Source organism: Chlamydophila parapsittaci (assembly GCF_006385615.1).
GTDB lineage: Bacteria > Chlamydiota > Chlamydiia > Chlamydiales > Chlamydiaceae > Chlamydia > Chlamydia psittaci.
The window spans coordinates 442,567-465,864 of the sequence record NZ_CP041038.1 but is presented as its reverse complement, the minus strand read 5'-3'; the positions used below and the strand labels follow the sequence as shown (position 1 = coordinate 465,864).

The window sequence follows — 23,298 nt, the reverse complement described above, 5'->3', positions numbered from 1 at the left end:
TATCTATAGCGAGAAAACATATACTAAGTAACTAGCTACCAAAATCATCGAGAATTATAGAAGATCTTTCAACCCCATAATTTTCGAGTAATTTCAGGATACTACTGTTGTGTAGTGGTGGACCACATACATAGTATAGATAATCTTCAGGATTGCTAAGTTTGCTGAGTTGACCAACCTCAAAAGCTTGGAATAAGAAATTCGTTTTCTCAGGATCATCCTTATCCCAACCTGCTGCAATATCTTCAGGAAGAGGCTCCGATAACACTAAATGGTAATGGAAGTTAGGAAAATCCTTATCTAATTTTTCATATTCTTCTTGATAGATATTTTCTTTTAGAGAGCGAGCTCCGTACCACAGAGTGATCTCTCTTGTAGAATGTTTATCCAACAAAAGATCTAAAATATGACTTCTACCAAATGAAGATCCCGCACCACCTATTAGGAAAATTAACGGGCGGTTGTTTTCTTTCATGAAAGATTCGCCATAAGGACCAGATACAGTAATCTTGTCCCCAGGTTGTAGCGAGAAGATATAGGATGAGCATACTCCCCAGGGGATACTTGGATTAGGCGCATTGTTAATAAAAGGAGGTGTCGCAATACGGACATTGAATTTAATAATCGGTAGTTCTGCAGGATAGGATGCTAGAGAATATGCTTTATTAGCAGAATCTGGCTCTAAAAGGCTGTTATCTATAATCCGGCCAAATAAATTAAAACGTTCCCAATCACTATGATATTCGGGAGCCATAGTTTGCTTCCAATCGGAAGTATTCGTTTTATATGCAGGAACACGAATTTGTAGATAGCCCCCAGGTTTAAAGGGAATAGGATGAGCAGGATCAATAGAAACAACAAGCTCTTTTATAAAGGTTGCTACGTTATCGTTAGAAACGACCGTACCTTCCCAAGAAGAAGCATGTAAATAACGTTCCTCGATTTCCAAACACATGTCGTGTTGGACTTTGGTTTGGCAGGAAAGACGCCAGCCTTGTTCTAGCTGTTGTTTGGAAAAAGTTGCGCGGTCTGTTTCTAGTGGCTGGTCGGCGTTTTTAACAATTTTTACCTTACATTGTTTACAAGTGGCCTTACCTCCACATGGAGAAGGAACCGGAATACCCGAATCTAACAGAGAAGATAATAAGGTACGGCCGCTATCTACAGTTTTTGTAAGGGAGTCGTCATCATTAATTTTTAGCTTGCAAGGATGAATTTTAACTAGAAATTTACGAGCAATAAGAATGATTCCAGAAAGTATCAAACCTATAACACAAAATACTACACTAGCAATGCTGATAAAATATAGGCCTGAAAGCCAAGTCATGATCCTAAAAATCCTCGACTTCGTGAATAGCTTATGGTGTCAAGTTATAACTTGGCTTATAAAAAATCAATGTAGATTTCTCTAATATCGTATCCAGTAAATGTCTATATCTTAAAGCTTATGCTTTAGTCCCATCTGGCTTCAGAATTTCAGAAATAGCTGCTTTCAGTATCTCGATTTTTCCAGAGGTGATACTCAAAATTACGGTGTGTTCTCGGATTTCATCAATAGTTCCTAAAATCCCCATGGCAGTAACTTTGTCGCCTTTTGCAAGTTCATTTTTGCGTTTTTCCATCGCTTTTCTGCGTTTTTGTTCTGGGCGCCATAAAATGAAGTAAAAGAACAAAATAGCAATGCCAAGCATTACAGCGGGTTGAGCAAAAGTACTTTTTACTTGAGAGCCGTCTTCATCTGCTAAGAGAGAGGATGAGCTCAAAAGAAATAAAAAACACGTGAATAAACGAGATAACATTAAACCACCTTTACTTCGGTTATTTCAAGGAAAGGTTAACACAACAGGAAGCGTGCGTTCAATGCTTTTCCTAGAGGTTGCCTTCTCTTTCTAATAAAATAATATTTTCTAAATGCGGAGAATGAGGAAATTGATCTAAAGGCTGTACTTTCTTTATACGGTAACCTGCAGAAATTAAGCTACAACACTCCTCAAACTGTATTTTTGGGTTACATGAGATATAAATGATTTTTTTAGGAGAGATTCTGATTAAGTATTTCAGTACTTTGTTTTGCATACCACAGCGTGGAGGATCAATGATAGCAACGTCAGGAGCAGGATGATCTTGATGCCGTTTACAGAAAGTTTTTACATCTTCTAGATGTACTTCAATGAGACTTTCTTTTTTGTTTATTAAGATATTTTCTTTTGCGGAATCTACAGCGTCAGGGACAATTTCTACTCCTATAACTTTTTTTACATATTTAGAAAGCATAATCCCTATAGTTCCCGCACCACAATAGAGATCTAAGAGTGTTTCGGATCCTTGTGGATCCATAAACTCTTTGGCAATTTCTATGATTTTTGCTCCCTGGAGAGTTTGTGGTTGAAAGAAGCTTCTCGGCCGCACATGAAATACCGCGGAATTTCCATCTTTAGGTAAGCTTAACTTTTGTTTAATAAATGCTTCTCCGTAAAGTAGGTTAGAGCGGAAGTAGGTAGGAACGCTTTTCGCGCTGACGCGTTCTTCCCATACAATAGAAACAATGGGAAGATCGGAATGTATCAGCATATTTTTCCATTCTTCAATAATCTTTTTATCGACGGCATATTCTTCTCTTGCAGATGTTGTGAGAATGACCATGAGCGTGTGTTCAGGGCTGCCAATGCGTACAGTTAAGGTGCACAGAGAGCCTTTATTGAAGGGAGGATAGTAAGCTGTAATCTCAGGATGATGTTTCCACCATGTGCGTGTGATCTCTAGAATATCCATTGCATGTTCATGAATCATAAGACATTCTGTAATGGGAATGCCTTGTTTCGGTTTTGTAGGCGTAATGAATCCTAGACTTTTCTCACCCTCTTTAGTTTGGAAAAAAGAAAATTCCATTTTATTTCTTCCCCGCAAAAGAGGATAGCATGGAATGATAGGTAGAATATCTGAAGCAGGGAAAATAGGAGCAAAGAGCTCGTGTAAGATACGTTCTTTAGCTTTTAAAGAATCGGAGTAGGCAGAGTGAGGCGAGGAACACCCGCCGCAAATGCCAAAGTGTTTACAATTGGCGACTGTAAGCATGGTCTATTTGTAAGGGCTCTAATTTTAGAATCGAATTTTATGTGAAAAATTCACGTGCCTGCGAGATAGAATTACTCTGCGTCCACTCAGCAGTTAAAAATTACTGCAGAATTTTATCATAACGAAGCGTTTCTAGGGATAATCTTTTGAAATTAAGAGAAAAAGAAAATGAGGGCAAGTTATAAAATATAATTACCCTCTAAAAACCAAGACAAGGAAAAAACTACTTTCTTAGGGAGCGAGATTTAGAGCTTTTTTTAGCTTTTGCTTTAGCTGGAATCTTTTTTGCAGGGGCTTTAGCTTTAGGGGCAGCTTTAGCTTGTACTTTTGGCTTAGCTTTTGCTTTAGGCTTAGATGCTGCTTTTTTAGTGGCAGCAGCCTTTTTCGCTTTTGTCGCAGGCTTGCGAGTCATCAAGCCAGACTTTTCAGCTTTGATTGATTCTTTTCTATATACTTTAGCAACTTTTTCTAGCTTGATAGAGTCTGTACGTACTCGTTGAGCTGCTGCTTTATTTCCTCTTTCGGCCTTGTCTAAGTCACGTTGGATACTTTCCAACAGATCTCTCATTTTTTTTGCCGTATCTTTTAGCGCCATGAAAAGCGTCCTCTAGTTGTTGTTTTAAACTATTTTTACTTGTTTTAGTTTGTAATTAGTTTGTTTGTTCAAATTCATGCAACAATTTTTTTAGAGAAAAGAAAAACAGAGAATCACTACTAGTTTTTAATTTTTCATACTTCTTTGTTTATCAGTAGGTTAGTTGGCATCAGCTTAATATCTTTTTTTTAAAGAAGAGCTTGTACATTTTCATGTGCGCGTTTTCTTTTTGTGTTTTGTAGGTAGTTTAGAGGTTCTGTAGACATTTAATTTATAAAAAACTCCAAACAGAACATTCTTTTTTAGTAATAGAGTCTTCTACTATACTTTTGGTTCACCTATAGTTTGTTTTTTTTGAACTATTGTGATTTTTTCTAATTCCTGCCAGTACTATGGTAGAGAGATATCTATCATGAAAGTATATCACCATCCGTTACTACGCATTTTTCAGTTTTTTTTAATTGTGAGTGTAGGGAGTGTTTGGGCTGCTCCAACTCAGCAATTGCCTTTTGGTCATTACTGTGCAGACGTGTATACAGCATTGAAGTCTGGAAATGGTTGTGATGAAGTTTTCTCAGCATTTGTAGAGCGTATTATTTTTGAAAAAACAGCATTGTCTCCTAGAGATTGGGAAACTATAGCGGCGTTAACGCGTCAGTATGTACAGGTCAGAATCAAACAAGAAGATAGAGCCACCAGTAAAGAGATCATCAGAAAGTTATTGTCCGTAGTGACAATGCCTTCTCACATTAGGTCGGCAATACGTCTTGCTTGGCAGAAATTAAATCCTGATGGGGTTTCTTTAAGGGATTTGATAACGCAATTTCATAGTATAGAGAGGGGAAGAGACACACTAGAAGACCATCTCTTACTCGAACTGTATAGCATGACTTTACATAGTAGTTATGAGGATCGCAAGCAAGAGATTCTTGTAATGCAAGAACGAGGAAATTACGACGAAGCTTTAGCATTATGCGAGAAGCTTTCTCAAGCTATTGCAAAGGGAACCTGTAGTCCTCATCCCGAGGTCATTGATATAGAAAAAAATTTCTTAAAAAAGATTGTTTTAGGATTGAAAATTAAGAAATCACGAGAAGTTGGAGATTCTTGTGAAGCTTTACTATTCCCTTACTGTCAAGCTGAAAAAGACTATGCTCAATCTATTGACAACTTAGTATTGAGAATATCACGCGGCGAGGTACAACGTGCTCATGAGGTTGATGTACTTCTCCTTGCGCATGCCTTGTATACCCTTCCTTGGAATCAGAAAAAAGGCATTTGTGAATTAGAGGTTCTGATAGATCAAGGAAATTATTTACAATCGACATTACTTTATTACGGTTACTTTTCGTTATTGGAAATCTACCATCAGCAGAAGAACCTCTCCGCCATGCAGCGCTTACTGCTTGCCGGAGAATCTGTATTTGTCCCTGAACATACGTATTTCCCAGAATATAGTTTTTTCTTAGGTTGCTATAGTTTTGAGAAACAGGATTTCACGAAATCTCGAGAGATTTTTGTGTCAATTTTGGATCATGCTTCTAGGTTGGGAGTCACATTACCTCGGGTGTATGAGTATCTAGGATGTATTTCTTGTTATGAACAGAAGTACAGTGATGCCGAAGATTTCTTTCTCCGAGCTTATAAAAGTTGGAGTCGCAAAGAGGCTGGTTTAGGACTATTTCTTTCCTACGCTCTTCAGAAAAAGATAGATTTGTGCGAAGAGTGGAACTCTAAATCTCATGTCTCATTTCTACATCGTAAAATTTTAAAATCTATAGACGCGTTATTTCTAAAGAAAGATCCTAGTTTTGTATCTCCTGTTGTGAAGTTATGTGAGTTGTTAGGTAGTAGTGAAGTAGCTCTTGAGGAGCTCTATCACTATTTTATCTATGATATGATCCATCGTCATAGAAGGCGTAATGCGAGTCCTATACTTACCCTTATTGATCACCAAATAGAGATAACAGAACAACAGTATCTACAAAAAACTTTAGAGCAATCACAGAATCCTGAATATAGTCGGGTGCTAACTTTATGGTTAGCTTTTCGGCGTGGAGAATTATTTAAAGAGGCAAGTTATACAACACGGCTATCTTGCTCATCCTCATTCGAGGATATCGCAAAATGTTGTTTTGCTGCTTTATATTATCGTGATCCTCAAGCAAGTTCAGCTCTAACAAATATCTTTTCACAAGAGCGTTCTGCATTGCAGTCAACGGTTAGGTTAGTTTGGGCATTAACACGTAGGCAGTCGAATCAAAAGCTTTTGGATCTTTATTGTCATCATCTTGATCTGCGTTTGTATGGAGATCGCTTATATCTTCTTGCTTATGATATAGACGACTATCTCTCAGGGAAAGAGAGTGCTTTATTACATTTATCGCACTTTCAAGAACTATTCCCCCAATCCTCATTATTATCTTTGGTATACTATTTCCAAGGTCATGCAGAAACAGAAATGATAAGAAAAATCGGCTGGTTTATAAAAGCTTTAGATGAATTTTCAGAGATCACTTTATGTGGGGAAAATGCGAAGGCTTGGGTCTACGTATACTATACCGTGAAATTAGACCTTGCTGATGCTTATCTTTCCTTGGGGGATGCTGCTCGCGCTGTCAAGGTTTTTGAAGAAGTCAAAGGGGATTGGGAAACGCCTAATCATCCTCAGGTAGTCCTTATTGAAGACATTAATCATCGTGTAGCCATGGAAATGCGTTGGGTGTCAGGACTAGCATGTGCTTATGAAAAACTTAATGAAAGAGATAAGCTAACTCAACATCTCCTAGATCATGTCGAAAAGAGATTACTCGAAATGTCTTCAAGAAGAGAATATTTCAGAGAGATGATCACCACAACACTTTCTCTTTGTGAGCGTTTCCTTCCCTTAGATAGCAGCAACAGTCTGATAGGCTGAGGCTACACATCTGTTTAATCCTGGACCAGAGAAGTTTTGCCCGACAATTTTTAGATTATGAGGAAGTACAGGGAGTATCTGATTTTTCATTTCTAAAAACCCTACGCCGTGTTGAGGTAGACCTTCTTCTGGGGAAAATAATGAAAATACATCGGGTTTTGTAGAAATCCCTAAATACTCAGAAATCGCTGCTAAAGAAAAAGCGAAAGCTTCTTCTTGATGCCAGCGGTTTTCTAATAGTAATGATAGAACTGTTTTCCCAGGCATCTGGTTAGGGAAGACTCGTGAGTTATAGACAATACCTAATAACGGTGGTTCGTCAGAGAACAGCATACCATAACCTTTAGGGATAGAAGGCATATCCCTATTCCACCCCAATGTTGCACACGAGAGATCCCAATGAAGAGTGTTATTCGCAAGCTGTTGCAGTCCTGGAATATTAATAAGAGAAGGAAGTAGAGACGTGGCCCCCGTATATATTGCTAGATCTCCTGAGAATGTTTCTTGTGTAGTGGATACGACAACCTGGGATGGGAAACACTCGATCTTTGTAACAGGAGAAGAAAACTTCCACGTTGCGGGTAGTTTTTTTACTAAAGTATCAATGAGGATGCCTAGATTGGGACGTAGCGAAGCTAGATAAGGAGCTCCGGATGTTTTTTTCTTCGAAGGTTCTTTTAAGAAGCTGCGTAAAATGGATCCTGTTTTTGCTTCGCGTTGAGAAAGGGAAGGGAAGGCCATATGAGCAGAAAGTAGATGACTGTGTCCTGCACGAATTGCGGTAACAACAGGATTTAATACATTGTGAATAAGATTTATTGTGCTATGGCGACTTAGGAAATCATATACAGAGCTATCTTTTGTATAGCGGGAGGCAAAGAGATCTTTGATGATAGCGAAAGGCAAACCTTCTTTTATTAATGTCCATGGGGAGACTTTTCGTGTTTTCCCTTTGTAACGTATAAAACGTTTTTTCGCGGTTTTATCACTAACAATGAGAGCCTCTTCCAGTTGTAAATCACGAATTAATCCGAGGGTATACTGTCCCTCACCACGTACTAGAAAACCTTTAGGCCCGAGATCCAAGGCAAAATTCTTTTGGTAATCTGAGTAGATAAGCCCACCAGGTCGATCTGCCTTATCTATAATTACAAGTTCGCTATTGGGGAATTTCCTATGTAACCACCACGCTGTGGATAACCCTGAAATTCCTGCGCCTATGATAATGGCTTTTTTCATATGGATCTTGAAAACCTAGGATTTGAAGAAACAGTTTTTAAGAAATATGCATCAAATGCTGTAGCAATTACACGTACAAACAGCTCTCCTAATGGTGTTACGGTAAGAAGAGATGAACTGTTTTGAATTAATCCTGTAGTTACCATGCTACTTATCCGTTCTTGACTTTCGGAAAAATACTCATCAAAACAATAACCGAAAAGCTGGGTGAATTCTTCTTTTGATACTACAAAAGTACACATGAGTTTATGAATTACCCATTTTCTTATTTTATCATCTTCTGAAAGAATTTTACTTTTCACTGTAGCTAGAGAGCCTGAAAGGATTTTCTCATGGTAAGATTCTAGAGTTTTGGCATTTTGTAAATATATACCACGGATAAAGCTTGTTGATGACATTCCCAACCCGATAAGATCCTCTTCAGGAGGTAAAGAGTAGCCTTGAAAATTCCGAATCAAAGTTTTGTTTTTAAACGCTATGCTTAATGGGTCTTCAGGTAGAGAAAAATGATCTAATCCAATGGCTTGGTAACCTGCTTTCGTTAACGTATGTCGAGCATAAGAATATATGGCGAATTTTTCCTCCATAGAGGGCATATCGCTTTCTTTCATAGCTTTTTGATGAGGTTTTATCCATGGAACAGAAGCAAATGAAAATAACGCTAAGCGGTCAGGCCGCATGTGTAAAATATCAGCAATCGTTTGAGTAAATGTTAACTTAGTTTGTTTTGGAAGACCGTAAATTAGATCTATATTTATGCTTTCAAAACCTAACTCACGGAATTTTTCATAAGCATAAAGTGACTCTTCATGACTTTGACGACGCCGTACAGCTTCTTGAACAGCAGCTTGGGTATCTTGGACTCCTAAGCTCACACGATTAAATCCTAGAGACTGGATAAATTCTGCTTTTTTATCATCGTCCCTCAAAGAACGGGGATCAAATTCAATAGCAATTTCCTCAGCTTCGGAAAGATCAAATAAACGATGGATATGAGAAAAAAGTGTTTCAAAGAGTTTTCTGGATAACCTGCTTGGAGTGCCTCCTCCGAAATGGATCCGTGAAGTTTTCCGTCTTCCTCCTAAGAGCGTATGGACATACTCCATTTCCTTAATCAGCGTATCAATATACTTTTCTACAATATCTTCGCGACGGTTGATTACTACAGAACATCCACAATACAGACACATCGACTGGCAAAAGGGAATATGAAAGTACAGGGATAAAGGGCTGTTATCTTTTTGAAGATACTTAAAAGCAAGGTAGGCAGGATCTGCATCAGATTCCTCCCATTCGAGAGCTGTTGGATAGCTTGTGTATCTCGGTGCAGGTTGGTGAAGACCTTCTAAGAAGTTGAAATTGACGTTAAACATAATACCGCAGCTTGAACGTTTTCTAAAGGAGTTTCAGGAAGAATACCATGCCCTGAATTGAAAATGTACTTAGGTTGATGTTTTAAAACAGAGAGGTACTTTTCAAGGTGGTTTAGAAACTGATCTTGAGGAAGTAGAAATAAGGCGGGATCAATATTTCCTTGTAAAGATCCTGGATCTGTAACTGATGTATAGATCTTACTAAGGTTGACATGGTAGTCAGGATGTAGAGTATCCGCTCCCGTAGAATAGAGATCTATAAAGTTTTCATCAAAACAACGGCAAAATAAACTTATTGGAGAGGAAACATGATTTTTTAACTGAGCGATGAGTTGGGTATTTGGTAGTGTCACATAACGAGAAAATAAGGCTGAGGGTAAACGTAAGCTAGAAGATTCAAATAACTGAATAGCTGAAGCTCCTGCGTGGATTTGTTCTTTAAGATAAATGACCGTACCTTCCGCTAATTGCTTAAGCAGCGCATCGAACCTCTTGGGGTGCTGATACAAGAACGCCATAGTTCTTGGAAAATCTTTAGAAGCTCCGCCGTCTAAAAGGTAACACGCCATGGTGAAGGGAGACGCAGCAAATGCAATGAGAGGAACTGATAAACGTTTGACGAGATTCTTGATGGCTTCAAGAAGGTAGGAAAACGTGTCTTGAGGGTCTTTTGTAAAAACGAGTTCTTCTTCAGGAGAAAAAGAGATTTGCGGGCCTGGAGCAAAATCATAAGAGATATTGAAGCCATCTAATAGCGAAAGAATATCCGCGAAGAGAATGGCAGCATCTACTTTTAGTAGGCTTGGCCCTAAAAGGGTGGCTTCTGTAATAGCATCTGTATTGTGAAAAAAAGCTTTCAATGTTTGAGAACCTTTGAGTTCTCTATATTGAGGCATGTATCTGCCTACTTGCCGTAAAAACCATACAGGTGGACGTGAGGCTTGGGGTTTTATCACGTCGTAAAATTTCGACATTGAGCCTCCTTAACGAGGGGTTTTTAGAGGAAATGCTTTCTCTATAGATTCTAACACTTCAGCTACCAGGAGTTCTGGGGTGGGAGATAAAGAATAGGGTAATGTTTTCTTTATTTGCTCGGTTTTTCCATGACATTGTTGAATATACAAAGCATTCCCCGTACCTTTAATGCTAGAAATATTGTGTTGTAGAGCAAATAGACGTACGTGAGCTAATGCAAATAACCATAAGACCTCTTCGGGTAGAGGCCCGAAGCGATCGCGCATCTCTTCTTTTATCAAATCTAACTGTTCGGCATCTTCAGCACCACCGATTTTCTGGTAAAATTCTATACGCAGAGACGCCAAATCTATATAGGTATCAGGTATGCGGGATTTATAAGGAAACTCTATTTTTACATCATCGTTGAATAATAAAGGAGAAGAGTTGTTCTTTAAAGCAGCAACCGTTTTTTTCAATAACTTACAGTAGAGGTTGAATCCAATCGCACTGATATGCCCGGATTGATCGGTTCCTAAAATATTTCCTGCGCCACGAATTTCTAAATCATGGAGAGCGATCTTCATTCCTCCTCCATATTCTTGTTTATTCAAAGCTTGTAAACGTTTTGCAGCAGGACCAGATAATCTATCTAAATGGGAAACTAAAAAATAACAGTAAGCTTTTCTATTCCATCTTCCTACACGACCTTTCATCTGATACAGATCAGCCATGCCAAATTTATCTGCTTGGTCGACTAAAATCGTATTGGCATTAGGAATATCGATACCATTTTCTATAAGTGCTGTTGCTACAAGGACATTGGTTTCTTGATCCTTAAATTTTTGAAAAATAGAAGCTAACTCATCTGAAGACATTTGGCCATGAGCAACAGCAATACGTGCTTCTGGTACCAAGTTCCGTATTGTATTCCCTAATCTAAAAATGCTCTCAATACGATTATGAATTACGTATGCTTGACCACCTCGCAATAATTCGTGCCGTAAGGCTGCAGATAGAGTTTCTTCATTGTGTTCTAAAACAAAAGTAGAAACAGGCAGTCTATCTAATGGAGGCATGGTAATCAAAGAGAGGTCCCTGGCTCCCGACAAAGACATGTATAATGTTCTCGGAATAGGTGTAGCTGATACTGTGAGACAGTCTATCGTAGGGTAACGTTCCTTGAGGAAATCTTTAACTTTAACACCAAAACGTTGTTCCTCATCAATAATCAATAAACCAGGATTTTTGAATTCTAAGTTTTTATTTATTAACTTGTGTGTGCCGATTAAAATATCAATATTGCCTTGAGCTGTATCCTCAAAGATTTTTTTCAGAGCCTTCCCTTCAGAAAAGCGCGAAAGAACAGCAATATTTATCGGTAACCCTGCCATACGTTGGGTGAAAGTTTCGTAATGCTGATTTGCTAGAATGGTTGTGGGGACCATAACAATAACCTGTCGCTGACCATCACAAACCGCTTTCACAGCAGCTCGCATAATGACTTCCGTCTTTCCGAATCCTGCATCACCGCAAATTAAACGGTCCATGAGCTTATCGGACATCATATCGGAATAGATTTGCTCAATCGCTTTTAATTGATCTGGAGTTTCTTCATAAGGAAAGCTCTCTTCGAATTTAATTACCTCTTCTCCATGGGGAGGATAAATAAATGAAGGAGTCGTGGAACGCTGTGCTTCGAGCTGAAGGAGTTTCTCAGCATATAATATAAGAGACTTTTCAGAGAGATCTCGAGATCGTTTCCATTTAGAGCCATTTAGATTATGAAGGTCAGGAGTTTTGTCAGAAACTCCTACGTAACGTGAAATCAGATAGGCTTGGTCTGAAGGCACATACAGCCGTGCTTTGTCGGCATATTCAAGAACTAGATAGTCAGTTTCAATATTTAAATGGTTTGGCTTCTTTTCCATTCCGATAAATTTGCCAATACCATTGTGTAAATGAACAACTGTCTCTCCAGGAATAGGAACGAATACTTCTTCAGTAGTTACGGAAAAATAATTTCTCTGTTTTTGCCTTCGCAATACTTTTGTAGAAGCAAATTCCGCTAGGGAAATAGCAGCAAATCTTTCGTTTACAAGAGCAAAGCTAGAAGAGAGATTCCCAGGTTTTTCATAGATATGTATAGAGCTCTGGCTTAGCGTTTCTATTAGAGCCCGAGCTTCTTTTAAAGATTTTGCTTTTGTATTGTAGAGGGCTACGTTAAACGGTTGTCCTTTGTTAGGGATATATTCTTGAAGCTTTTGTAGAAAACCAAGAAGGGGATTTTCTTGTTCGTCGATAACTTCGTTAGGATAGATAAAAGGAGCAACAAGTCGGGAAGCTTGAATGTCGCAGTGGAAGACTTCAATGTTTACTTGGGTATTTTTAATTGTACGAACATTAGGGAAGTTTTTCTCTTCAAAGAAAATCGTCTGAGATTGAAAAGCACGTCGACATAAATCTTGGATAGGTAGAAAACGGTTAGGTAGCGAAGACAACGTCCCTGAAATCTCCGAGAAATCATCTTCTAACAAGGTTAAATTATCGAAGAGAAATGCTGGGGGTGTATCAAAATAATCCAATAGGCAGTGTGATAAAACTTCTGTCCCCGAATCTTTTGTGGCTGGGGATATAGACAGCTTGGAAACTTTCCCTGTTGAGAGTTGATCAGATGGATTAAAAGGACGTATTGAGATGATCTTTTCTCCCCAAAACTCTATCCGGAAAGGTTCTGGAGAAGATAGAGGAAAGATATCAATAATCCCTCCTCTATAAGCAAACTCTCCCTTATCGCTGGCAAGAGTTTCATGGCGATAACCTAAATTTTTACATAGATCGATCATGATATCAGGATCAAGAACATCTCCAACTTGGATATCTAAATGTTGGTGAGCTGTATCTTTTGGTGATCGAGTTTTCTCTAGTAAAGCTTTTAGTGTTGTTACACAAAATATAGGGGCTTTTTTCTGATACAAATCGTAAAGAACCTTATCACGTTTCCCAACAGCATCGATATTAACAAGCTTTGGAGATAAGTCTATTTCTGATGAAGGAAACTCCACAGGAGGGAATCCTAAAAATGAAGAAAGATCTTCAAAGAGATCATCAATACGAGAGCGCGTGGCAATTATTACCACAGACTCTTTCCTCTCGTAGAAAAACTTAGCAGCTAAGAAACTACGAGCCCCAGGAAGGATATTTTCTATTAGTAATGGAACAGAGGTGTTAGTTATTTCAGGTAAAATAGATAGGTTTAAATTAACTGGGTCGAAATCCATTGGCATAAAGTGTTATTTAATATATCTGCTTCTGGGAGACTATCAGCACTACCTTGTGCAAATATATCTTTCCCTCCCCAACGACCACCACAAGGTGTGAGTAATATTTTTAAAAGATCTTTAGCTTGTAATCCTTGTTTAACCAGATCGTCAGAAATTCTTGAAAAGATGATATACTTCCCGTTTTTCTGAGTAGTCCATAGAGAAACTAAACGTGCTGGTATTTTTTGATGTAGGCAGTTGGCGTACTGTTGTAAGCGATGACTTTCCGATTCAGGTAAATGATGAATGAAATAAGAAACATCTTCAACCTGCTGACAACGATCAATAACTTTATCCAATAGAGAATAAATAAGCTTGTTCTCTAAATCAGAAATGAGTTTCGTTTGTTCTTTTTTCTCATCTAAAATGTTTTGTAATTTATTCAGAATTTGATCTCGAGGAGATTGTAAAATAAGCGCAATTTCATTGAGATCCTGAGTGTCTTGACGTGCTAAAACTTCAGCTTCTTTTCCTGTTACAGCCTCTATACGACGGATCCCCGTGGCTACAGCATGCTCTTTAAGGATGCGGAAATAACCAAGGTCTCCTGTAAATTCTGCATGAGTACCCCCACAGAGCTCATGAGAAAATCCCGCTGAGACTACGCGAACAATATCACTATACTTGTCACCAAAAAATTGCTTGATCTCTTTAGAATTCATTACATCAGAGTAAGAAGCTTCTCGAGTCTCCACGCGGTGATTTTCGCGGATTTTCTCATTAACTAAAAGCTCAATAGAAGCTAAGTCTTCAGGAGCGATAGCTTTGGGATGCGTAAAATCTAAACGAATCTTTGTATCATCAACAAAAGATCCTGCTTGGCGGATATGATCTCCAAGCGTCATTTCTAAAGCTTTATGTAAAAGATGACAGCCCGTGTGGTTGTTGCTGATATTTTTTCTACGTAGACAATGTACTTGTGCAGTTACAGCTTGTGCAGGACAGAGTTGTCCTTGAGAGACTTCACCATGATGAATAACTATCCCTGCTTTCGGAGAGGTGGTGTGACTAACTACAAATGTTCCATCAGAACAGAATATCTCTCCAGAATCACCAACCTGACCACCTTTTTCTGCATAGAAGGGGGTTTCTTTTAAGATTAAAATGCCTTTTTCTTTTTCTTTAAGATAGGGGACCTGTTCACCATCCTTGATAATTGCTTCAATAAATGTGTCGCATGAAAGGTCATTATAACCAACAAATGTGGAATTCTCTCCTAAAGAAAGTGAATCATATACTGTATCTGTAGTGTTATGAGATTTAGCTATGTTTTTCCTGGAGCGCTCTTTAGCTTCTTTCTCTAATTGATAAAAGGTGTCTAGATCTACAGAGAAATCATAATCTTTAGCTAACAAGGCGATTTCATCCAGAGGTAATCCATACGTATCTTTTAATTTGAAAGCATCCTCTCCAGAAATGATGGATGAAGAAGAAGAAGATTTAAGAACCTGTTGAAGTAAATTCCCACCACGGTGAAGTGATTTGAAATAGTTCTCCTCTTCTATGGTCATGACTTCTTGAATTTGGGACGCGGATAGGCGTAATTCAGGATACGCCTCCCCCATAGCATCAACCAAAGCAGGGACGATTTCTGCTAGGAATGGTTTAGTAAATCCAAGACGTTTTCCATAGTTTACAGAACGTCGCAAAATTTTTCTTAATACGTATCCACGTTCTGTATTCCCAGGGATCAAGCCGTCAGCTATAGCAAAAGATAAGGAACGCACGTGGTCCGCGATTACTCTAAAAGCAGCTCCTAAAGCTTCATCTGGATGGTACTTTTTCCCTGACAATTCTTCTGTTTTTGAAATAAGCAAACGTAATACATCAGCTTCGAAAACAGTATCGGTTCCAGAGATAATAGAAACCAAACGCTCTAGACCTGCGCCAGTATCCACATGTTTGTTAGGCAGGGCAAGTAAGGAACCTTCTGCTGAGCGATTGAACTCCATAAATACAAGGTTCCAGTATTCTAAAAAGCGCTCGCCTTCACTGTCCTCTAGAGGAGAGGCTGCTTTACCAAATTGCTCACCACGATCGAAAAGAAGCTCGGAACAATATCCACAAGGGCCTGTTTCAGCCATGCTCCAGAAATTATCTTTATCAGTTAGACGGAAAATACGTTCGGAAGGCAAATGTCGTTCCCAAAGAGCAAACGCTTCATCATCTTTTTCATGTACTGTTGCGTAGATACGATCCGGATCGAAATTGAAAACAGATAAAGAAACTTCCCAAGCAAAAGCAATCGCTTGCTCTTTAAAGTAATCTCCAAAGGAAAAGTTTCCTAACATCTCGAAGAAAGTAAGGTGTCGAGATGTGTGTCCAACGTTATCGAGGTCGTTATGCTTGCCTCCAGCGCGGATACATTTTTGAGAGGTTGTAGCTCGTGAATAGCTCACGGTTTCTTTGTTTAAAAAAATATCCTTGAATTGATTCATTCCTGCGTTGGTAAAGAGAATGGAAGGATCGTTATGGGGAAAAACAGGTGAAGAAGAAACAATAGTATGGTGACGGTTAGCGTAAAATTTTAAAAAATTAGATCGGAGAGTATTACTTAACATAAGGAATGACTTTGCAATGTCAAAAACGTTGAACTTCCTGTGATTATAGGGGAGAGATGTATTTTAGTCTCTAATCCTGTCCTAAGAAAGAATCTTTTTGGTCTTAGATGCATAAAAAATGTTCTATACACCCGTGAGAGCCTAGGTAAGAAATCTTCATCAAGATATTGCGGGATCTTATATTGCGAGTAGTCTTGCTTTTTGGTAATGCATGCCCTATAATTTCGTTATTTATATTCTTGTGAAGTGCTTTTAGGTCTGATAAATGGTGAACAGAGAAGTAGATATAGATATCTTGGAAAAGGTCTCAGGAACTCTTAAACAATTGAGTATAGAGATCATTCAAAAAGCTGGTTCTGGTCATCCGGGATTACCTTTAGGTTGTGCGGAACTTGCCGCTTACCTGTACAGTTATGTTTTAAGACACAACCCAAAAGATCCGTTATGGATTGATAGAGATCGTTTTGTCTTGTCTGCAGGGCATGGTTCAGCTTTGCTATACGCCTGTCTTCATCTTGCTGGGTATGATGTCTCTTTAGAGGATCTTCAGCAATTTCGTCAGTTGCATTCTCGGACTCCTGGTCATCCAGAATTTGGAGAGACGGAGGGCGTTGAAGCAACTACAGGACCTTTAGGCCAAGGAGTAGGTAATGCTGTAGGTATGGCTTTATCTATGAAGATGCTTGGAATTCGCTTTAATCGTCCTGAGCACGAAATTTTTAATGGTAAAGTATACTGCCTGGCTGGTGATGGATGTATGATGGAAGGCGTTAGCCATGAAGTCTGCAGCTTCGCAGGAACCTTAGGTTTAGACAATCTTGTCGTGATTTATGACTATAACAATATTGTCTTAGATGGTTTTTTAGGAGAAGTCAGCTCAGAAGATGTAAAAAAACGTTTTGAGTCTTACGGTTGGGATGTTTATGAAGTCGATGGGTACGATTTCTTAGGCATTCATGAAACGTTTGTGAAAGTTAAGCAATCTCAGCAGCGTCCTGTATTAATCATTGCACACACAGTCATTGGGCATGGCTCTCCTAAAGAAGGCAGCCATAAGGCACATGGATCTCCTTTAGGAGAAGCTGGTGTGGAACAGACAAAACGTTTCTGGCATCTGCCTGAAGAGAAGTTTTTCATTTCTCCTGTAGTAAAGTCCTTCTTTTCTAATAAGTTGCATGAAGATCGTAAAGTTCAAGAAGAATGGCAAGATAATTTTCGTGTTTGGTCTCGTCTATTCCCTGACTTGTATCAAGAGTTTCTTTCATTAAAATCACCTCTCTCTTCAGAACAATTAGAGAGAATACTCGACGATATAGCCATGCCTGAGAACATAGCTGGACGTGCGGCATCGAACAAGATTATTCAAGATTTAGCTAAGAATATCCCTTCTCTTATTGGAGGATCAGCAGACCTATCGAGTTCTGATGGGACTTGGATAACTGACGCTAAAGATATTAATAGCCACGATTTCTCGGGTAGAAACATTAAGTATGGTGTTCGAGAATTTGGTATGGGAGCTATTATGAATGGCCTCGCTTACTCACAAGTGTTTCGACCTTTTGGAGGCACATTCTTAGTATTTTCTGATTATCTAAGGAATGCTATTCGCTTGGCTGCTTTAGCAAAATTACCCGTGATTTATCAATTTACCCACGACTCGATTTTTGTTGGGGAGGATGGTCCTACCCATCAACCTATAGAACAAATTATGTCGTTACGAGCAATTCCAGGTTTGCAAGTTATCCGCCCTGGGGATGCTAATGAAGTTAAGGGAGCTTGGCATGCGGCATTGCGTTATGCCGGTCCCACAGCATTGATACTTTCTCGGCAAAATTTACCTACACTATCGCAAACAAATAGATCTTTTAAAGAAGGTGTCGGCCGAGGAGCCTACATTGTTTTAAAAGAGACTCAAGGGAAACCAGATTATACTTTATTTGCTACAGGATCAGAGTTGCATTTAGCTCTAGCTGTAGCACAAGAGCTAATCCATTTGGATAAAAAAGTCCGTGTAATTTCTTTCCCTTGTTGGGAGTTATTCGAACAGCAAGATTTTGAATGCCGAGAAAGTGTGATCGGTGGCGATTTAGGTTTAAGAGTATCTATAGAGGCAGGATCTGCATTGGGTTGGTATAAATATATCGGTTCGAATGGCTTAGCTATTGCTATGGATAGATTTGGTTATTCTGGAGCTCCCGCTGATGTAGCGGAAGCTTGTGGATTTACTGCAGATTGCATTTTACAGAGAATTCTTTCTCAATAATCGCTATCTGAGATGCCAGAATCTTTAGGCATGGTATCGTCAGCCTCCCCAAGTTCCATATGTGGCAAACCTTTATTGGTTTTGATAGGGCGGTTTTGCAATACTGTGTCTAATCTTGAAATGACATCAATGCCTGTAGTGATGTGATCTTCTGTATATGTCTTCAACACATGATTTCCACTTTCCTTAGTTTTTATCCCTTCCCTTCTCAGAGGTAAGTCAGAGATGATCAATAAACCTCCTACGGGAAGGTTTCTTCTATAACCTGCAGAAAAGAGGGTGGCACATTCCATTTCTATAGTTTGTGCTTTATTTTCATAGAGTTTCTTTCGGAACTCTTTATTGAACTCCCAAAAACGGATATTTGTGGTGTGAGTAATTCCAATATGGTAGCTCGCTTTCTTCTCTTCTAATATTTCTGTGATAGTTTTTTGTACTATGAAATTTGCTAAAGCAGGGACTTCAGGAGGGAAATAGACATCAGAGGTTCCTTCTCCTCGAATACTTGCTATCGGGACAAAGTAATCCCCAACCTGATAATGCGAGCGTAAACCGCCACACATACCAAGCATAACAGCAGCTTTTAAGTTAGGGAGGAAAGAACATAAATCTACAGTTAAAGCTGCTCCAGGGGATCCTAATTTAAAATCCAAAATGGACGCATTAACTTGGGGAGCGTGTGCTGCAGAAAACATAGATCCTTTTGAAATAGGTACCTGATAAGCTTCTGCAAATACGTGGGTATAGTGTGCAAAGTTTGTTAAAAGTAGGTAGGGACAAAATTCTTCAATAGACGATCCAGAATAACGTTCTAGTGTATCCTGGGCTATTTTGGCTTCATCAGTTTTCGTTTCTTTGTGCTTAAACATGCTTTTGCTCCCTAGTTTAACTCGATGTTGTCGATGTCAAATAATCATTTTCTTTATACTGCATATAGGAAAATTGCACGTTTAAACTAAAATCAATAGATATTAATCGCTATATTTATCCTGTCGTATACAAGACATTCTTCTGGACAAAGGAGAACATCCTAGATAACATAAATGGGAGAATTTTAAGGATAAAAGGCCCCATGGTTCGTGTAAGCACTAGTGAATTTCGTGTAGGATTAAGAATAGAAATAGATGGTCAACCCTATTTGATTTTGCAAAATGACTTTGTAAAACCAGGAAAAGGCCAAGCCTTTAATAGGATTAAGGTAAAAAATTTTCTTACAGGAAGAGTCATTGAAAAGACGTTTAAATCTGGAGAATCGGTAGAAACTGCAGATGTGCGAGAACAACAGATGCGTTTCCTTTATTCAGATCAGGAAGGTGCTACCTTCATGGATGATGAAACATTCGAGCAAGAAGTCATCTTCTGGGATAAAATAGAAAATATTCGTCAGTGGTTATTAGAAGACACTATCTATACATTAGTTTTATACAATGGTAATGTTATTGCGGTAGAACCTCCAATTTTTATGGAACTTACTATCGCTGAAACGGCACCAGGTGTACGTGGAGATACAGCTTCGGGAAGAGTATTAAAACCTGCAGTAACAAATACTGGAGCAAAAATTATGGTTCCCATTTTCATAGAAGAAGGTGAAGTTGTTAAAGTAGACACACGTACAGGAAGTTATGAATCGCGTGTTTCCAAGTAACTTCTGATCATAAGAAGTTCTGTTGTGTAAAAAGTACGATTTTCTTAGATTCCGTAGTATGGGAACAAAAAAAACAAAAGAGCTATCTGCGGAAGCAGAGTTGCTGAAAAAACTACGGGATCAAGCTTTGATTCTCGAAGAACAAAAGAAGAGACAAGTGTGGATGGAAAAGCTTATAGCTATGCCTGAATCCACTCGTGATCTTTCTCACTGCGAAGTACCCAATACTCCAGAGGTATTTCGTACCATTGCAGAAAAAATTTGTGAAGAAGGCTTCTAGCCTTTCTACACAGTTTTTTCTATTTTTCATTTTGTCGTTGGTTTGAAAAATTACCAAGACTCTAAATTGGCTTCTATAGAGATTTCTAGAGGCTCTTGTGTATTTAAGAGATTTGTTATCGCTGCAGTATATACGTGGTATCCTTGAGGATATAGGTCTATAATGTGAAAACGGGCATTAGAAGGTAACGAGACAGAGCCACTGTTTAAAATCATGTTTGGTGCGTGATCTTTGAAGTTGTAGACCGCAGCCTGGTGATTATGGCCATGAAGGTATAAACGCACATTAGGATACTTTTTCAAAACATGTTGTAAAAGCAGATGATTAATTAAATCATGAGAAGGGTCTTTTGTAGGTAAGAGAGGATAGTGATTGGCAATGATAATGTTTTCTTGCGGAGGAAGACTGAGAATAAAGTTCTCTAAAATAGAAATTTGTGATGATTTTATCATGCCATTTGCAGAAAACCATCCGTTTAAACACGAACAATCCAGTAAGACTAACCACCAATGATCCATGAGTTTGTTAAAGGAAATTTGTTCGTTTTGTAATTGTATATTAGGGAAGTAGTTATAGAAAGTCTTCTGATCTAATGCTTGTTGTGTATAAACGTCATGGTTCCCAGGAAGTACATATACAGAGGCATTTTGTGCTAGGGTATGCACAAAGTCTTGAGCTAGTAGAAATTCTTTATCTAAAGCTGTAAGAGAAAAGTCGCCAGTAATACAAATACTATCGGCTTGCAGTTTTACAGCTAAATCAGGAAAACGTTTTGCTATCGTTGAAGACTGAAAAGTTACACCGCCAAATACTTGGCGTAATACTCCTTTAAATCTCTTATTGAAACAGGTTAAGGGATTTCTAGGGAAAACACAAAAGTGCACATCAGAGATATGAATAATACGATGAGCTTGTGAAGGTTTATTATACATATCCCCTGTTCTCCAAAAGGCTGGCATAATTTATCAGCTCAATCCGCTAATAAAAAAGCATTCCTGTTTTCCCTAACAACTATTCTTAAGATCTTTTACGGATCTTCAATTATTCAAGTTCTTTCTTACTAAGAGCAATACAATAGTACAATTTTCATCTCCGAAAAAACGGGAAACAGTGTTCTCATTCTCAAATATTTCCGGAAATCAGTACTAAAATAGACTTATAGTACTGAGTCAGGTTTTTCTTATTAACTGCTTTATTTGCAGATCTTATAGGAAGGGACGAGAATTTGAGGATTTTCAGTGTGTCAGACTCACTGTTTTCATAAAGAAAAGATTGTTGCAATTAAGCGTATAGATCAAAGATTAGAGAATTATTTACTTGTTAGCATGGGTAATGATGACTTTTGAGGACAGTATTTTCAATCCTGTTTCCAAGGCTAAGGAGAAAATATCCTCTATTTTGGATAGAGGATCTAGAATGCCTGAAGCAATAAGATCTTCTATTTGTTGAGAAATGACATTCATCCCTAAACTAGGTGTTGATAGAGATAACAGTTTATCTAGAACGACCTGGCTTTCTAGTTTCATATTCCTGATGAGTTGTTCTAAAGGAGCGCGACAACACATCTGTAGAATCTTAATGGCCGCTTGTTCTTCTTCTGAGAGTTCTTCCTCACCACACAGATTTAAAGAAGCATAAAATAGACCAGCACCTCCCCCAGGAATGTAGCCTTTGTCTACGGCAGCAGTTAATGTGGCAAGGGCTAAAGAATAGAAAAGTTTATTTTCTTCGCGTACAGGGACTACAGCAACGGCATTTTGTAAGCGGTGCTTTCTCTTGATTAACAGAGTTTTTCTCTCCTGACAGGAGCTCGTGCGAATTTCTTCTTCGATTTGGTGTATTTTTAATGCTAAAACTTCAGAAACGCTATGCCCACGAATGATTATTGTTTCTTCTTCAGAAATTTCTATAGAAGCACATGATCCTAAAGATACACGCTCGGGCAACCGTGTTGTTGGAGAAAAATCTTGAGAGAACACATTTGTTCCTGTGAATAAGGTGATATCCTCAGATAAGGTGGGATCAAGATCAGGGTATCTACTCAAATCAACAACAACAATTTCTAGGAGATCTTCAAGTTTATTCACAGTGAATGTAGAAAGAACATCCGGATCTATGCCGTTACAAAAAATCAGTAGATGTTCTCCGTTTTCACGTAACTCTTGTAATAGAGGAAGGAAACAGAGGACAGTAGTAATTTTTTTGTCAGTGACGAAAACACGAGGTTGTGAAAGTAGGATTGTCCTCTGGGTAGATTGAGAAATGAAGTGAGGAGAACTATAGCCACAAGGGATTTTTAATCCTTGTGTGATCTGAATATGAGACATCTCCAGTTGGGATAATAATATAAACCCATCAGAACCTACAGATGCAAAAGCCTCAGCCATTTCTGAAGCAATCGTTAAATCTGGAAGGGCAGAGAAAACAATGCCTTTGGCTTTATTCCCATCTTTTAAAGGCCAAGCGTGCTTTTTCAAAGATGTTAAAAGCTTTTCCTTCATTTTTCTTAAGGCACAGCATAGTTTGTAAAGCGATAAGCCTTGATCTAAAAAAATGTAGCTTTCCTTGAGAAGAGCATAGAGCAAAATGATACTTGTCGTTATGCCATCAAGATATTTTTTATGGATTTGCTTAGCCATCGCTTTGGCAAAATCTACACCAATGTTTTCATAGGGATCCGCGAGAGTTATGCGAGATAGGACACGATAGCCTTGATTCTCAAAGAAAGAGTGCGATGAAAGTAGAGGACCATAATGATCCTTGATAGAATGAAAGACTTTATCTATACCGTGGAAAAGTTTTTTATCTGTATCGTACAGGGAGTTTTCCTTGTCTAACATTGGTAGTCCCCAGGAGAAACCTTAAGCAAAACTCACACTACCAAGTCGTTTTTTAGTGCACAATACCTTAGATAAAAAAGGAAAAAGAAAGGTGGCACCCGGAATCGAACCGGGGATAGAGGCTTTGCAGGCCTCGGCCTTACCGCTTGGCTATGCCACCAAGAAAGCGAAAGGAAACCCTAGTTTAAGCGAAATATGATTTTATAGTCAGTAGGAAATCTTACCTACACCTG

The 23,298-nt window shown here is 38.6% G+C and carries 16 protein-coding genes and 1 tRNA gene; 4 read left to right on the top strand and 13 right to left on the bottom strand.

Features of this window, described 5'->3' with window-relative positions:
- Positions 1-31: 31 nt before the first annotated feature.
- The 4 genes from nqrF to hctA form a co-directional block, all read right to left on the bottom strand.
- Complete coding sequence (nqrF, locus tag FI836_RS02010; protein ID WP_014944026.1) at positions 32-1,327, bottom strand: NADH:ubiquinone reductase (Na(+)-transporting) subunit F; 1,296 nt, start codon at positions 1,325-1,327, stop codon at positions 32-34.
- A 118-nt stretch (positions 1,328-1,445) separates the two neighbouring features.
- A complete protein-coding gene (gene yajC / locus FI836_RS02005; RefSeq protein ID WP_006343541.1) occupies positions 1,446-1,799 on the bottom strand; it encodes a preprotein translocase subunit YajC in 354 nt (117 codons plus the stop codon).
- A gap of 70 nt (positions 1,800-1,869) precedes the next feature.
- A complete protein-coding gene (rlmD, locus tag FI836_RS02000) occupies positions 1,870-3,075 on the bottom strand; it encodes a 23S rRNA (uracil(1939)-C(5))-methyltransferase RlmD (RefSeq protein WP_139934567.1) in 1,206 nt (401 codons plus the stop codon).
- Positions 3,076-3,298: 223 nt separating this feature from the next.
- On the bottom strand, positions 3,299-3,670 hold the full coding sequence (hctA, locus tag FI836_RS01995; protein WP_006343539.1) for a histone H1-like protein HctA: 372 nt from the start codon (positions 3,668-3,670) through the stop codon (positions 3,299-3,301).
- A gap of 412 nt (positions 3,671-4,082) precedes the next feature.
- Between hctA and FI836_RS01990 the strand changes: the two genes are divergently transcribed.
- Positions 4,083-6,587, top strand: coding sequence for a hypothetical protein (locus tag FI836_RS01990; RefSeq protein ID WP_032742350.1), 2,505 nt, complete (start codon positions 4,083-4,085; stop codon positions 6,585-6,587).
- On the opposite strand, the gene FI836_RS01985 is transcribed toward FI836_RS01990, so the two are convergent.
- From FI836_RS01985 to alaS, 5 genes are read right to left on the bottom strand one after another with little or no spacing between them, the layout of a single operon-like run.
- Positions 6,558-7,826, bottom strand: a complete 1,269-nt coding sequence (locus FI836_RS01985) for a protoporphyrinogen oxidase (protein ID WP_014944023.1) — start codon at positions 7,824-7,826, stop codon at positions 6,558-6,560. The two genes, FI836_RS01990 and FI836_RS01985, sit on opposite strands and share 30 nt — an antisense overlap.
- A complete protein-coding gene (gene hemN, locus FI836_RS01980; RefSeq protein WP_006343536.1) occupies positions 7,823-9,199 on the bottom strand; it encodes an oxygen-independent coproporphyrinogen III oxidase in 1,377 nt (458 codons plus the stop codon). The genes FI836_RS01985 and hemN overlap by 4 nt, the downstream gene beginning before the upstream one ends.
- Positions 9,172-10,173: a uroporphyrinogen decarboxylase gene (gene hemE, locus FI836_RS01975; RefSeq protein WP_006343535.1), complete on the bottom strand. Its 1,002-nt coding sequence runs from the start codon at positions 10,171-10,173 to the stop codon at positions 9,172-9,174. Before hemE ends, hemN begins: the two co-directional genes overlap by 28 nt.
- A gap of 9 nt (positions 10,174-10,182) precedes the next feature.
- Positions 10,183-13,434, bottom strand: coding sequence for a transcription-repair coupling factor (mfd, locus tag FI836_RS01970; protein WP_020338815.1), 3,252 nt, complete (start codon positions 13,432-13,434; stop codon positions 10,183-10,185).
- Positions 13,410-16,037, bottom strand: coding sequence for an alanine--tRNA ligase (gene alaS, locus FI836_RS01965; protein ID WP_015386246.1), 2,628 nt, complete (start codon positions 16,035-16,037; stop codon positions 13,410-13,412). The genes mfd and alaS overlap by 25 nt, the downstream gene beginning before the upstream one ends.
- 265 nt (positions 16,038-16,302) lie before the next feature.
- Between alaS and tkt the strand changes: the two genes are divergently transcribed.
- Complete coding sequence (gene tkt / locus FI836_RS01960) at positions 16,303-18,300, top strand: transketolase (RefSeq protein ID WP_014944018.1); 1,998 nt, start codon at positions 16,303-16,305, stop codon at positions 18,298-18,300.
- Here the strand turns inward: tkt and FI836_RS01955 are convergent.
- Entirely contained in the window at positions 18,294-19,169 is an 876-nt protein-coding gene (locus FI836_RS01955; protein WP_006343531.1) for an AMP nucleosidase, read from the bottom strand. The genes tkt and FI836_RS01955 overlap by 7 nt on opposite strands.
- A 203-nt stretch (positions 19,170-19,372) precedes the next feature.
- On the opposite strand from FI836_RS01955, the gene efp reads away from it, so the two are divergent.
- Together efp and FI836_RS01945 are read left to right on the top strand one after the other, a co-directional pair.
- Entirely contained in the window at positions 19,373-19,945 is a 573-nt protein-coding gene (efp, locus tag FI836_RS01950; RefSeq protein ID WP_006343530.1) for an elongation factor P, read from the top strand.
- 58 nt (positions 19,946-20,003) lie between these two features.
- Entirely contained in the window at positions 20,004-20,225 is a 222-nt protein-coding gene (locus FI836_RS01945) for a hypothetical protein (RefSeq protein ID WP_006343529.1), read from the top strand.
- 50 nt (positions 20,226-20,275) lie between these two features.
- Here the strand turns inward: FI836_RS01945 and FI836_RS01940 are convergent, their stop codons facing one another.
- The 3 genes from FI836_RS01940 to FI836_RS01930 form a co-directional block, all read right to left on the bottom strand.
- Positions 20,276-21,157, bottom strand: a complete 882-nt coding sequence (locus FI836_RS01940; RefSeq protein ID WP_006343528.1) for a metallophosphoesterase family protein — start codon at positions 21,155-21,157, stop codon at positions 20,276-20,278.
- Between the two features lie 381 nt (positions 21,158-21,538).
- Complete coding sequence (gene groEL3 / locus FI836_RS01935; protein ID WP_014944016.1) at positions 21,539-23,065, bottom strand: variant chaperonin GroEL3; 1,527 nt, start codon at positions 23,063-23,065, stop codon at positions 21,539-21,541.
- 89 nt (positions 23,066-23,154) lie between these two features.
- Positions 23,155-23,225, bottom strand: a tRNA-Cys gene (locus FI836_RS01930).
- Positions 23,226-23,298 lie beyond the last annotated feature (73 nt).